Origin of the sequence: Paenibacillus mellifer (genome assembly GCF_023195895.1) — a bacterium.
In the GTDB taxonomy this organism is placed as follows: domain Bacteria; phylum Bacillota; class Bacilli; order Paenibacillales; family Paenibacillaceae; genus Fontibacillus; species Fontibacillus mellifer.
Map to the genome: position 1 here is coordinate 13,280 of NZ_JALPRK010000018.1, position 14,532 is coordinate 27,811.

At 55.1% G+C, this 14,532-nt stretch carries 9 protein-coding genes; 1 reads left to right on the forward strand and 8 read right to left on the reverse strand.

Going from position 1 to position 14,532, the window contains the following annotated elements; all coding sequences use genetic code 11:
* The first annotated feature begins 67 nt into the window (after nucleotides 1-67).
* Nucleotides 68-1,039 (forward strand): bile acid:sodium symporter family protein, encoded by a 972-nt coding sequence (locus tag M0651_RS17230; RefSeq protein WP_248552968.1) that lies wholly within the window; start codon nucleotides 68-70, stop codon nucleotides 1,037-1,039.
* Between the two features lie 752 nt (nucleotides 1,040-1,791).
* Here the strand turns inward: M0651_RS17230 and M0651_RS17235 are convergent.
* From M0651_RS17235 to M0651_RS17270, 8 genes are all read right to left on the reverse strand, one after another.
* A complete protein-coding gene (locus tag M0651_RS17235; protein ID WP_248552969.1) occupies nucleotides 1,792-3,258 on the reverse strand; it encodes an ABC transporter substrate-binding protein in 1,467 nt (488 codons plus the stop codon).
* Nucleotides 3,259-3,549: 291 nt separating this feature from the next.
* Entirely contained in the window at nucleotides 3,550-4,416 is an 867-nt protein-coding gene (locus M0651_RS17240) for a carbohydrate ABC transporter permease (protein WP_248552970.1), read from the reverse strand.
* A 1-nt stretch (nucleotide 4,417) separates the two neighbouring features.
* Nucleotides 4,418-5,326, reverse strand: coding sequence for a carbohydrate ABC transporter permease (locus M0651_RS17245; RefSeq protein WP_248553042.1), 909 nt, complete (start codon nucleotides 5,324-5,326; stop codon nucleotides 4,418-4,420).
* A 134-nt stretch (nucleotides 5,327-5,460) separates the two neighbouring features.
* Nucleotides 5,461-6,786: a response regulator gene (locus tag M0651_RS17250; protein ID WP_248552971.1), complete on the reverse strand. Its 1,326-nt coding sequence runs from the start codon at nucleotides 6,784-6,786 to the stop codon at nucleotides 5,461-5,463.
* A gap of 20 nt (nucleotides 6,787-6,806) precedes the next feature.
* Nucleotides 6,807-8,597, reverse strand: coding sequence for a sensor histidine kinase (locus M0651_RS17255; protein ID WP_248553043.1), 1,791 nt, complete (start codon nucleotides 8,595-8,597; stop codon nucleotides 6,807-6,809).
* A 258-nt stretch (nucleotides 8,598-8,855) separates the two neighbouring features.
* Nucleotides 8,856-9,500, reverse strand: a complete 645-nt coding sequence (pgmB, locus tag M0651_RS17260) for a beta-phosphoglucomutase (RefSeq protein ID WP_248552972.1) — start codon at nucleotides 9,498-9,500, stop codon at nucleotides 8,856-8,858.
* Nucleotides 9,501-9,709: 209 nt separating this feature from the next.
* The gene (locus M0651_RS17265; protein WP_248552973.1) at nucleotides 9,710-12,037 is read right to left on the reverse strand and encodes a glycoside hydrolase family 65 protein; all 2,328 of its coding nucleotides are present in this window, start codon (nucleotides 12,035-12,037) and stop codon (nucleotides 9,710-9,712) included.
* A complete protein-coding gene (locus M0651_RS17270) occupies nucleotides 12,034-14,352 on the reverse strand; it encodes a glycoside hydrolase family 65 protein (protein WP_248552974.1) in 2,319 nt (772 codons plus the stop codon). The genes M0651_RS17265 and M0651_RS17270 overlap by 4 nt, the downstream gene beginning before the upstream one ends.
* Nucleotides 14,353-14,532 lie beyond the last annotated feature (180 nt).

Genomic DNA, 14,532 nt, shown 5'->3' on the forward strand with positions numbered 1-14,532 from the left:
CCCATTTACGATTTTCCGCGAACGTTCTATACTACAAGAAGCTTATAAACCAAAGGATGTCGTGACCATGCTGCAAACGTTGAACCGACAACTGAACAAATTGATGCCTTTGATCACGCCTGCCAGCATCTTGATCGGCGTCCTTAGCGGGAGCCATTTGGCCGCATATACCTCCTGGTCTCCGTGGCTGTTTGCCTTCATGACCTTTGCCGGGAGCATCAGCCTCAGCTTCAAGGATTTCCTGAACGTGCTGAAAAAACCTCTTCCCCTGGTGCTCTGCCTGTTCATCCTCCACCTCGCCATGCCGCTGGTTGCGATGGGGATGGGGCATCTGGCATTCCCGGGGGAGTTCTATACGATTACCGGCTTCATTCTCGCCGCGGCGATTCCAACCGGGGTCAGCAGCTTTGTCTGGGTTGGCATTTACAAGGGCAACATCGCCTTAACCCTATCGATCATCCTGATCGATACGTTGCTGGCGCCGTTCGTCGTTCCCGGCATTCTGGCGCTGCTGGTCGGTGCAAGCGTGCAGCTCGACGCCGCTGCGATGATGACCAGCCTGTTCTGGATGATCGTCGTCCCGTCGCTGGTTGGCATGCTGCTAAACCAGTGGAGCAAAGGCAAGGTCATCGCCTCCTGGGGCCCTTGGCTGAACCCGTTCTCGAAGCTAGCGATGGCTTCTGTCGTGGCGATCAACGGTGCCGTTGTGGCTAATTACCTGACCGACTTCAGCCCGCGGCTGCTGGGTCTGGCCGCGATCATCGTTACGCTTGCGGCGATCGGCTACGCGCTTGGCTTCGGCCTGTCCCGGTTGATCGGCCTGAACGAAGCCGACAAAGTGGCGCTCGTCTTCAACGGCGGCATGCGCAACATCAGCGCTGGCGCGGTGTTGGCCGTCACCTACTTCCCTGCTCCGGTGGCTGTGCCGGTCGTGCTGGGCATGGTGTTCCAGCAGATGATGGCCTCCCTTGTGGGCCTGGTGCTGGGACGGCAAGCCCGCGCGCGCCAGCAGAAGGACAAAACGGCGGCAGCCGCGTGAACCATCGGGATCGGCGCACGATCTATCTGAACTCGTCATTCATCACTCGTCATTCATCACTCGTCATTCATTACTCGGCAACGTCCCCTCACCTTGGCCCCGTCCTCGGCACCGTCCCCCGCACTCGACACTCATCTCCCGCCGCCCAAGAGCCGCACTTTTCGCCTTCACCCTTTCTAACGGAACCAGATGACCTTATTCGTTCATTTCCCGGCCATTTCCCCGTCTAACGGAACCAGATGACGCTATTGGACCTAAACGAGTGTTGAATCAGGCCAAAAAGGGGAAATAACGTCTCTCCGTTCCGTTAGAATTCAAACTGGGCCGATTCTCCCAAAATAAGGTCTCTGAGTTCCGTTAGCGGCACTGGCGCTGGCATTAGCACGGCATCGGCGACGGCGACGGCATTGGCACGGCATTGGCCACGGCATCATCACGGCATCATCACGGCATCATCACGGCATCTGCGACGGCATCGGCGGCTGGCATTGGCACGGTATCGGTGACGGCACCCGAGTAACAGATCTACACTCCACATCCTCCCCGCCCCCTTCACCTTCATTGTTACTCCGACCTGCGCCCCCGTCACACTAGCACCAAACCGGCCCAACACATTGGCACCATACTAGCACACAGTTCCCACACTGCCGTCGCTACCCGACCTTCACCGCTCGCCACCTGACGCATCCAACGCAAAAAGAGCCTCCCCCGTCCAAATCGGACCGCAGGGGAGGCTCATTAGCTATTTATGCTTATTGCGGTTGAATTTTATCAAAGAAATTCTCCTGCACGTATTTGGCTGCGACATCCAGCTGTTTCTTGGAGTCGGTGCCCTTCTTCGAGAACGATTCCTGCACGACGTTCGACATCGTGGCGTAGTAGTCTTGCGTGCCGAACTGCGCCTCCGGCTTGCCTTCCAGCAGGCTGAAGAGCTGCGGATCGTATTTGTACACGTTGTCGTATTTATCGTAAATCGTTTTCACTTTGCCGGCGTATTCAGAATCATCGCTGAAATATTCCAGCGGCGTCGGCACGTAGTATTTGCCTTCAGCCTTGCGGGCATTAATCGTGTCCTCAACCGATTTCAAGGCATCATCGGTGAAGTAGTCAAACGTGATATAGCGGAACGCCATTTCCTGTTCGTCTTTCGTGGCATTCGGGTTGATGACGAGGTAATTGCCGCCCAGAACGCCATAATGTTTGCCGCCCTTCTCTGCAGCAGGCATCGGGTAAGCAATGACGTCCTCCGGCTTCATGCCGCCTTCGTTCAGCGCCGCCTGAATGACGTCAAACGCCCCGGCGATCACCATGGCCGTCCGGCCTTGTTGGAAGGAACTGACGGCATCGCCCCAGCCCAGCGCCCAGTCTTGCGGGATCGCATTGGCTTCCCATCTCAGCTTCTTGTAGAAATCCAGCGCCTTCACCCCGGCCTCGGAGTTAAAGACGGCGGTCACTTTGCCGTTTTCGTTCGTTTCGATGTCGCCGCCGGCTTCAAACAGGAAGTTGGTCCAGTTCCAGCCTGCTTCATTGCCTTTGCCCATCGGCGCGATCCCCGAAATGCCTTTCTTCGGATCCGCGACGCCTTTGGCGACATTGTACATGTCGTCCCAAGTCCAGTCGAACGCTGGAGCAGCGATGCCCTTATCGTCCAGCAGCTTCTTGTTGACTACGGTCGAAGTGACGTAACCGTTTTGGGTGATCCCGTACACCTTGCCGTCAACGATAAATTGGTTCTGCAGCACCGGGTTGATTTCGTCCTTGTACTCCCAGTTGTTCCACAGCTCCGTGATGTCGGCGACCCAGCCGCGCTCCACCAGGAATTGGGCTTCCGTGGCCCACGTATTGTAGAAGGTCGGCGCTTCGTTCGAAGCCATCTTCACGCCGATTTCGTTAACGCTGTACTGCCAGTCGTCTTTAACGATCGTCACGTTCGGGTACTTGGCCTGGAAGCGAGCGATTTTATCGTCCTCCTGCTGGCGGAGCGTCGTTTCATCCGGCAGCGGATAGTGGATTTTGATCGTAACCTTGCGCTGCGTGATGTCATCGGCTTCTCCCGCAGCCGGTTCGGCATTGCCTCCCCCATTGTTGCCCGTGGCCGCCGCATTCCCGCCGCCGTTACCGCCGTTATTTTGGGCTTCCTTGTTGTTCCCTCCGCCACAGGCCGCGAGCAGCGAGCCGAGCAGCATCAGGCACATCAACACCGCTGAAAACTTGCGCATTGAAACTCCCCTTTTCTAAAAGTTAGGTTATCTTGCATGTTCATCATAAAAGAGAACGATTTCGCAATCGATGTGTGATCTTATGACTTTCATGTGCAGGCCTACGATCGTTACAATGGAGGTTCAAAAAGTCAGGTTTTCAGGACCGAGAAGGTTGGATGAAGCTAGGGCCTGAGTAGCGGAGCGTAGGCAGACCTACGTGAGCAACGGAAGGCCCGGTTGAATTCAAGATTCGACGTCGAATCTGCTTCATGATCGGCTTCGTCATGGAAAGATTACTTTTTGAACTACCTATCCTTTGACCGCGGACAAGTTGACGCTGCGCATGATAAACTTCTGAAACCCGAGGAATACGAAAATCGGCGGAATCATGACCATGAACAAAATGCTGAACTTGAGGCTGCTGTCCATATTCCGCGCGTTGATCACATATTTATAGATCGCCGTCGCCAGCGTGTACTTGTCTTCCGTGTGCATGACCAGGGATGGCCAAAACCAGTCGTTCCACGCCGTGGAGAAAATAAAGATCGCCAGCGTAGCGAAGATCGGCACCGACAACGGAACCGCGATCCGCAAGTAACTGGTCCACTCCGAAGCCCCGTCGATCCGGGCCGCCTCGAAAATTTCCGGATGAATGCCGTCGAAGAAATTTTTCATCAGCAGAAAATAATACGCATTCGCCCCGGCGGGCAGCCAGAAGGCCCAATAGGAGTTCAACAGCCCCAACTCCTTCAGGTTTACGAAGTTCGGGATCATGTAGCTCGAGGCCGGAATAAACAACGTCAGCAGAATGAAGAAGTAAATCGCCCGGCTGTACGGCACGCGGATGCGCGAAATGCTGAACGAGGCGAGGCCCAGGACCAGGATGGTCATCAGCAGGTTGCCGCCGAAGATCAGCAGGGTATTTTTCAAAAACATCGGTAAATTGATATAATCCCAGGCTTTCGGGAAATTGTCCCAATGCCACTCCTGCGGGAAGAACCGCGGCGGGAATGAGTTTACCTCTTGATTGCTCTTGAGCCCGTTGAACATCGTCATCGCGATCGGATACAACATCGTAATAGCCATGACCGCGATGCACAGAACCATGAATCCGTAAACGACCTTATTAAGCGGCTTCTGCAGATCGGAGGGCGACAGGATGCCTCTTTCTTTCATATCAGTACTCCTCCTTGTTCAGCTTGTATTGCAGCACGCCAAGCACGCTCAGCACGAGGAACATCAGGACGCCAAGCGCGGTCCCCGCCCCATAGTCGAGCTGGGTAAACGCATATTTGACGGTCAAGAGCGCGTAGGTCAATGTCGCCTTGTTCGGCCCTCCGTCCAGCAAAGCCAATTGGGATTGGTACGCCTGGGAAGTGCCGATCAGTTGCAAAATCAACATCAGCACGATCAGGTTCCGCATCGACGGCAGCGTGATGTACTTGATCCGGGCCCAGACGCCGGCTCCATCGATTTCCGCCGCTTCATACCAGTCCCGCGGAATGCTCAGCACCCCGGCCAAATAAATCAACATCGCCGAACCGAACTGCTGCCATGTCTCCATAAAGACGATCGAGACCATCGACCACCTCCCGTCGGAGACGAACGATACCGGATCGGCGCCAAACCATCCGAGCAGTGCGTTGATCGGCCCAACCGGGTCGTACATCCAGCGCCACATCCCGTACAGGACGACGCCCGGCACGACGAACGGCAGGTAGGCCGCGATGCGCGCAAAACCCTGGAACCAGCGCAGCTCGGAAATGGCGATCGATGCGGCAATCGGCACCCAAAAGCCGATCACCAAGCAAAGGAGCATATAATACAAGGTGTTGCGAACCGACAGAAGCACGTCGGGGTTGTTGAACACCTTCACGTAATTGTCCAGTCCAACAAACGTGTTGCCTTTGACGAAATCGATATTATAGAAGCTGTAAACCATCCCTTTGATAATCGGGACCCATAAGAACACGATAAATATGGCGATCGCCGGAACCAGAAACAAATAACCCCACATGTACTTTTTCCAGTTTGATCCCCGCCGCGGCGACCGCATAGCGTTCGCCCTAGCCGTGTCCTGCTGCATGTTCCCCGGTGAAATCACGGGTTCCCCCATCTTTCTCCCTCTTTTCTACGTAGTGTCTCTATCCATTGTAAAAAAGAGGATCCCAGGCGAACATGTCTAAAACTATGTGAACTATAGTCGTTCTTACTTCATCGTTATTTCTTCAGCTCCGTGGGGCTGACGCCAAAGTACTTCTTGAATATCTTGCTAAAATGCTCGGGCGACTCGTAACCCACCCGTTCGGCGATCTCGTAGCGACGGAGGTCCGTATTCAGGATCAGCGCTTTGCTCTCCTCCATCCGCAGCTTGATCACGTATTCCCAGAGGTTATAGCCGGTATTTTTTTTGAATAGGTAACTCAAGTAATTGGGGCTGACATGGTTGCTGCGGGCCACCTCATGGATCGTTAAACCTTTTTGCCGGTAATTCTCCTCGATATATTTCTTGGCGCTTTCCACGATCCGATTGCTCTGTGTCGTTAACTCCTCGGTGGAAGGGTCCTGGGCATAGTTATGCCAGTTGAAGTCGCCGTAATAGAACACATGGTAGTCCCCGTGTCCCCCACCCCACAGCATCGCTTTGTCCGCCTGCCGGCTCAGTACATCCAAGAACCCCGCGCCCTTGAGAATTTGGCTGATCCCCACCGTGCACAGCAAGCCGAGATACTTGTGAATATGATGGTGCAGGCTGCGGCCGAGCATTTCGAGCTGGTTGATTTTGTTGAGATTCGGTTCGGCATACTCCGCTTCGTTCCACTGCAGGATGAGGGCCATCTCCAGGCTTTCCGTATAGAAAGACGCCGCCCGCCACTCCTGATGCAGCAGCTCGTTCACGATATTCAGCGCCGCATAGCGGAACAAGCGGGTATCCTCTTCCTGGTCTGGAGACGGCTCCTTCTCGGCCGGGATGGCCAGCTTGATCTTGATCACGGAAAAATACGGCCCGGCAAGCCCCAACTGCTCGGCTTCAATAAACCGCTGCTCTTCATCCCCTTCGGCGGGATTGTGCAGAAGACGGCTTAGACGTTCGCCGGAATCGGGGAGCGGCTCCACCATCCGGAACTGTTCTGCTCCTCTCGACAGCCACTCCTCGGCCTGCGGCACTGGCTTATCCATTTTCAGCAAGGCGTTGCGAACGGAGTCGAGGAACTGCTCGCTGTTTAGCGGCTTGATCAAATAATCCTTGGCCCCGAGTCGGATCGCCATTTGTGCGTATTGGAACGTCTCGTGCGCGGAGATGATGATTGTCTGCACCCAGGGCTTAATCAGCTTCGCCTGCTGCATCAGCTCGATCCCGTTCATTTCCCCCATTTGGATGTCGGTGACCAGCAAATCGATATCCTCCATCCGCACGTAATCCAGCGCCTCATGCCCGTTATACGCGGTATAGATCTGGCCGATATCCAGTCCCGAGGCGGTTAAAAGACCGGATAACCCTTTGCAAATCAACGGTTCATCGTCGACGACTAATATGTTATACATGTGCTTGTTCCCCCTGTTCGTCATTCGTTACGGTCGACCGCGATGGGCAAAGTAATCGTAACGGCAGTGCCGCCTTCAGGTCGGCCCGCATATTTCAAGCCGTACTCCTGCCCGAAATGCAGCCGGAGCCGCTGATGGATGTTGCGAATCCCATACCCGAAGGACGGGCTTGGCGTTTCATCGTTGAGCAACCTGTCAATGGCCTCAAAATCCACCGGCTTATACCCGTTGTCGGTGATCGTAATGCGAACCATCCCCTGCGCCTTGTCCGCTTCGGCGCGAATCGCAATTTCACCGTCTTCCCCCATATGCTTAACGCCATGAAAGATCGCATTCTCGATGAGCGGTTGCAGCGTGATTTTCGGAATGATGATCGTGTTCAGTTCGGCCGGAACGTCCCAGGTTACCCGGAAGCCGTACTCATAACGGTGTTCCTGCAGTTTGATGTAGGCGGAGGCATGCTCCATCTCTTCCTCCAGCGTGATCAGCTCCCGCCCGCGGCTAAGGCTGATCTTCATTAGCTTGGACAGCTCCTTGATCATTTCCGCGGAGGCATTGTTTCCCTCCATGGCGCTTTTCCAATAGATGCTCTCCAGCGTGTTGTACAGCAGATGCGGGTTGATTTGCTGATACAGGATTTGCAGTTGGGCTTCTTTCTGCTTGATGTCCATCTGGTATTTATAATGAATGAGCCCGTTAAGCCGGCGCGCCATCTCGTAAATCGTGGAGATCAACACGCTGACCTCGTCATTGCGATCACGGTGCGGCGTCTCCGGCACCACATTCCCCGGTTCGTAGCGGCGGACAAAATAAACGAGCTTCTGGATCGGGGTCATGAGCGACCGCCAGAAATACAAAATCAGCACCAGACCCACCGCAAAATAAGCGATAGAGATGAGCTGGATTATCCGCTTGATTTCATTTTGTTGCTGCAGCAGCGCCTTGACGGGCACTTTATAAACAAGCTTCTGCTGTAGGACGTAATTATAGTTAATGACATAAATAAAATCATCGGTGATGACGTCCTTCACTCCAATCAGGGAATCCCCTAGATCGGCCTCCGGCGGCAGATTCAGGATCGCCCCGGCCGGCGTCTCCGCTGGCGTCGAAGTCAGGATGCGGTTGCTCCAATCGGTAAAATATAGCTCCCCTTCCGGGATCGAGACCGTTTGCAACGATTCGCCGATGCGGCCATCGACGTTGGAGACGACAAGCACGCCAATCGTGCCATTCTTATAAATGCTGTTGATCGCCCGGACATACGCAAGCGTTTTTTGGTTTTGCTGCCCTTGCGTAGGCGGTGACAAATGATCGATCAAGCGTAAGTAACCGTTCCCCTTTTTCGCGACGGCTTCCTCAAACCACTCCGGCTTCTCCTGTTCAAGAAAGAAATAGACCCCCGCCTTCCGCGCGTCCGGATAATACGGGGCAAAAAAATACGCGTTGGACGGATCATACACGTAAAGGGAATAATACAGCGGCTCGCGCTGGTCGGTTTCCTGGGAGTAGTTGAACAGCAGGGTCTCCAGCTTTTCATAAGTTTTGACCCGTTCCAGGACCGTCTCCGTGCCTTCCCCGCTAGGGTTTAGCTGCTGGAGCAGCGGATGCTGGAATACCGTGGAAGACACCTTGTTGATCGCTTCGATATCCCGGGTGATCAGCCGGAAGTTCTGTTTGTTGAGCTCGATATAGGCGTTGGTGACATTCCGCTTCAAGATCTGATCGGCTTTGTAGTTGCCGTAGGCATTCAATATAAACAAGGGAATCACCATCACGACGAACAGAAGAATCATCTGCTGTTTGACGTTCATGTTGGCGAATGGGTTTCTAAGTCGGTTGCCTGGTTTCAATGGCTTTGCACCTCCGGCAATTCAAATATAGCAATAATCAAAACCGGCAAGGATGCGCGATCCTACGAAGATCGTGGCGGTTTCACCGATTCTCGCTCGCGTAGGGCTAGGTCAATGCCTTACCTCTTAGTGTAGGGGATTTTTGGAATCTTGCCAGTTAAAAAAATGAAGGTCCCCCGGTCAACGTCCGGGGGACCTTCTTCAGTTTGACGCAAGCCATCATTTTGCCGATTGCACCAGCTCATGCAGCCCGCTGACAACAAGATCAGCCGCTGCCAAAATGTGCGGACTGCCGATGCCGACGACGCGGCAACCGGCAGCTTTGCCCGCCTCAACGCCCGCCTCCGCGTCCTCAAACACGACGCAATCGGACGGCGATAACGCCAGCGCCGCGCTGGCGGCGAGGAACACCTCGGGGTCCGGCTTCGCCTTGGACACCTTGGTGCCGTCGATCACCGCGTCGAACAACTCCGCGATGCCGAGCTGGGCCAAGATGAACGCGGCGTTCTTGCTCGCCGAACCGAGGGCAATCCTCACGCCGCGCTCGCGCAGCTGCAGCAAGTACTCCTTCACCCCCGGTAAAATTTGCGCTGGCTCCAGCTTGGAAATAAACTCGACGTATTCCCGATTCTTATCTGCGGCCATCTGCTCGCGTTCTTCTTCCGTGGCATCCACGCCGCCTACCTCCAGCAAAATACGCAGCGACTCCATGCGGCTGACCCCTTTGAGCTGCTCGTTATGAGCTTCGGTAAATTCGAAGCCCAGCCGGTGCGCCAGCGACCTCCAAGCGAGATAGTGGTATTTGGCCGTATCGACGATCACGCCGTCGAGGTCGAAGATCGCGCCTTTCATCGTTTCCAGCATGTTTGAATTCTCCTTTGATGAATGTATTCGATTTATCGAATACAATTCGCTACTAACGACAATATTGGCGAATTCTATTCGATATTTCATACAGATTCTCGGCTTCCATCACCCTAAGGCCCAATTAAGTATGAAATTTCATATACATTCTACCGAAATCATCGGAAACAGCGATTTCTATTCGATTTTTCGTATATAACTCGCCTGAGCTAGCGTACATAGGGGACGCAAACGTCATGCCCTGGCGCGACCGACAGCTCCAGATCCCCCACGACAAGCCGCATCGGTTCCGGATTTCCGGCCTGAGCGAAAATTGCGACCTCTTCCCGGCTGACGCGAATCCGGTAGGAACCGCCGCGAAGGCGGACCGGGAACTCCATCGCTTGCCAGGCGGAAGGCAAAGCGGGCCGGAGCACTGCTTTATTGCCATCGTATCGCAAGCCGGCAAATCCCAGTATTGCCGCCATCCATGCCCCTCCATTCGCCGCAGGATGCGTGCCGCCGATATAGAGGTCTCCGACGTATTGCTTGGATTCCCCGGTGAGGTCGATCGTCGCCGTTCGCATGAAGTAAGGGTAACCCCAATCCGGCGATCCTGTATCCGCCGCCACCATCGCATAAATGCAGGCACTGAGGCTGGATCCATGCTCGGTACGCGGCTCGTAATAAGCCCAGTTCGCCTGTTTGACGGACCGGTCATAATCGCCTTTAAACAGGTGCAGCATCAGAACTACGTCGGCCTGCTTTAGAATTTGCGTCGTTGTCGCCGGGCCGTTCCCTCCTCCGAGATACTCGTGCGGATGAAGCATCCGAGCTTTCAGGTCAGGGAGCGAAACATCCTCTAGCGCGTAATAGCGATCGAACTGCTCGATCAAGCCAGACTCCGCGTCCGGCTGCGGAACATACAGCCGATCATGCATGTCGCGGATCTGATCCGGGCTGACGGTGCTCTCCGCCAACAGTGCCTCGTACCGACGGAGATCGCGGTCTCGCAGAATTTCCATGGCATCCATGGCAACGCGCAGGCACGCCTTGACCATCCGGTTGGTAAACGCGTTGTTGTTCACCCGCTCGTGATATTCGTCCGGCCCGGTGACATCCAGAATTTCGTACCGCCGCTTCCTAGGATTGAAGTACCCATACGAATAAAAGAACTTGGCACACTCCCACGCCACCTCGGCCCCGCCGTCCAGCAGCAGACTCACATCACCGGTGAACGCGTAATACTGCCAGATCCCGTAAGCCACATCCGCGCTGATATGCACCTGCTTATCGCGAAAGTAAGTACGCATCGGACGACCGGTAAACACGTCGTTAACATTAAACAACGTGCAAGCATCGTCGCCCGTCTCCTGGCTTTCCCAGGCATAGAACGCCCCGTCATAGCCATATTCCGCAGCTTTGCGTTTCGCGCCGTCTAGTGTATGAACCCGGTACATCATCAGATTCCGGGCCACCTCAGGCTCCGTGTGCAGAAAAAAAGACAACATAAACATCTCCGTATCCCAGAACACCGCGCCTTTATAGACCTGACCGGATAGGCCCCGGGCAGGAATGGACACGCGTTCCGAACGGTCCGGCGCGATGATGTGCAGCTGGTACATGCTGTAACGCAGCGCCAGCTGGGCTTCTTCGTCGCCTTCAATCGTCATGTCGGAGGCGTCCCACTTGCGCTCCCAGCGATCAGCGTGTTCACGCAGCAGCCGGTCGTAACCAAGCTGACGCGCTACTGCAGCGGACTTCACCGCCGCCGTCCGAACATCGCCAACAGGCGCCCCGTCCTGCCCCGAGAATATGGCAACGTATTTGACAAGCTCGACCGGTTCGCCGGCCCGGGAGTTGATGTGGAACCTGCGACAGATCGAGGTTTCCTCGCGTACAAGCTCCCCCCTCCCCTCACCAACAATGTCCGCCGCTTCTGCCACTGTTAATGGCAAGCCAAGCTCCTGCGTCCACGCGGTCAGCGATACGGCCTCACCGGTCGCGTCCGACTCGCTCTCCATCCGTTCCAGATGCGGGCCATTGATATCCCAGACGTCCCCGTCAATCCCGGTGACGATCGTCAGTTCGCCATCTCGGCTGCTCTCTATGGAGAGGCGGCATACGATCAGCTCCGAGCGGGCCGCGCTGCAGAAGCGCTCCGACGTCATCGTAACCTCCGCGCCGTCCGCCATGCGGAATACCGACCGCCGTTGGTGTAAGGCGCGACGCAGATCCAGCGACTGCTCGTGAGCCACCAGCTCCGGGCCTCCGCCGCCTCCACCAGCCCCGACGCGGGGTCCGGCTTCCAGCACGCTAAGCGGCGTCCCTTCCCAGTAAACTGTCGTCGCCAGTCCGTTCGGGGCGTTCACAGGCTCACGCCATTGTTCCCCAACCTTGTCGTACAGACCGGCGACGATGGTGGCGGTTAGCTCGCTTTTGCCAAACTCCTCCAACGTCCCCCGATAACCCAGAACTCCATTCCCGACCATAAACTTGTTGCCGTGGTGTGCGATTTGTTCCGGGTCGAACCCGCTTTCCCTGACGATCCAGCTCATTGGACGACCGCCTTTCGCAGCGGCACCCGAATACCCGCTTCGCCGATGGTGACCAGGTTCCCGTACACCGAGATTTCCACCTCGCCGCCGGACATCCCGCGAATGGTAGCCTCGCTCTGATCCACTTCCACGAGCAGCTTCACACCTTGGTACGTGACCATGAACCGGTAGCTCTTCCAACGTTCAGGGATACTCGGATTCAATATAAGTCGTTCTCCATCCGATCGCATTCCCCCAAATCCGTATACGATGTTCATCCAGGCCGCGGCGATCGAAGTTGTATGCAAGCCTTCCCGCGTATTCCGGTTATAGTTGTCGAGATCCAGACGGGTTGCAAACTCGAAGAACTTATAAGCCTCCTCCGCGCGCCCAATTTCCGCGGCTAAAATCGAGTGGATCGACGGCGACAGTGAAGATTCGTGGATGCAGCGCGGTTCGTAGTAATCATAGTTGGCGCGTTTCTCCTCCAGCGAATATTCACTGCTGTACAGGAACATGAACATCAACACGTCCGGCTGCTTGATCATGTCATACCGATATAGCCGGTCATACGACCAATGCGAATAAAGCGGGAATTCCGTCACCGGAATGGCGTGAATATCCAGGTGCGGAAGATCGAAAAATCCGTCATGCTCTTCGAAAATCCCCGACCGCTCATCCTTTGGAATTTTCATATGCTGCGCTTTATTTCGCCAATCCTTCTGCTCCTCCTCTGTTAAGCCAAGCCGCTCCACCATCTCGCCATAAGCTTCGGACGCTTCATCGCGCATCGTTCCCAGCACCTCAAGCGTGTATTCGAACAGCTTTTTGGCCATCAGGTTGAGGTAACAGTTGTTGTTAACCATCAGTTGAAACTCATCGGGCCCCATTACGCCGAAATAACCGTATTTCCCTGACTGCTGCCCCCATTGCCCCCGAGTCGCGTAAAAACGGCTGATCTGGACCAGCATTTCCGCGCCTTTTTCATAGAGAAACACCTTATCGCCCGTAATATTCACATAATGACGCAGCCCGTAGGCTACGGCCGTACCGACATGCAGTTGTAGATTAGAGTGTTGCCACAGGTCGCAGCTCTCTGTCCCATCAATCGTGGCAATCGGGTAAAACGCCCCTTCGCAATCCAACTCCTTGGCCCGCTTTAATGCTTCTGGGAGCGATTGATAACGGAATTCGAGCAGGCTGCGCGCTGCCTTCGGATTGTTAAAAATATAGAACGGCAAGCAATACGATTCCGTATCCCAGAAAGCCAGCCCCCGATACGCTTCGCCGGTCAGCCCCTTTGCGCCGATGTTAAAGCCTGGGTTATCCCCATGGTAAGTCTGGTACAGCTGAAAAATGCAAAAGCGGATCCCCTGCTGATTCTCCGGATCGCCGTCGATAGCTATGTCCGATTCCGCCCACACTTGGGCCCAGTACGCGCGCTGGTCTGCCGCTGCCGCATCGTATCCCGCCTTCGTATGTTGCTCCGCCAATTCAATCCCCCGCTGCCAGAGGTCTTCGTTTCGGGTCGCGGGGTCTTTCTCCGCCACATTGATGACCAGTTTGTCTAGCCTGCTGCGCTTCTCCTGTTGCAACTCCAAGGTCAGATCCCGGCCGATGAAGTTATCCTCCTGTACCAGCCCAATGTTCACGGCGTTCTGTGCTTCCACACGGAACCCGGAGAACAGCCGATTGCCCGTGTTCACCGTTTCCCCCAGAATCCCCGCGATACCGGTCCCATCAGCCGTAGTTGCCTCACCCTGCTTCCGCTGTTTCCAGTAACAACGCTGCTGATCCTCATGCATCACCGCCAGATTCAATCCGGTCCGCACCTGGACCGTACCAGAGAAGTTCAACGGCATAAATGTGATCCGTTGTGCTCCGAGATACGACACCTTCATGCTAATGAGACGCTCAAATGTGAGCTGCACGTCTTTCCCGCTGGCCGTATGCCATACGAACTCCCGGGTGTAAATCCCGGTACGGAAATCCAACTCCCGCCGAAATCCACTGAATTGGCTCTTAGCCAAATCCAGCGTCTCGCCGTCCAGCGTGATCCGCGTATGCAACCAATCCACCGCATTTACCATGAACCGCAGCGATTGGATGATGCCTTTGTAATGAGCCGTCACCGGACTTTCTTCGTACAGTCCATTGAAGTAACTGCCCAGCAGCGTATCCCCGCCATACCCCTCTTCAACGTAACCTCTGACCCCCATATATTCATTCCCCAGCGAAAAAATCGACTCGCTTACCCGGTTGCGCCCTGCATCAAAACCTTCCTCCACGACCTTCCAGGGGTCGACCTGCAAATATTTATCCGCGATTTTCGGCATGCTCCGCCCTCTCCTTCTATGTTTATCCATGGCGATAAGTCCGCTCATCATTCAGATTAGCGGAACGTCTGCCGCTTCCAAAGGTCCAGGACTAAGGAGCTTATGTGCGATATTACGGAGTTCGATCAGACGGGATAATCAAGCAAAAGAAAAGAGCGGTAAAGCACCTAGTGCTCTACC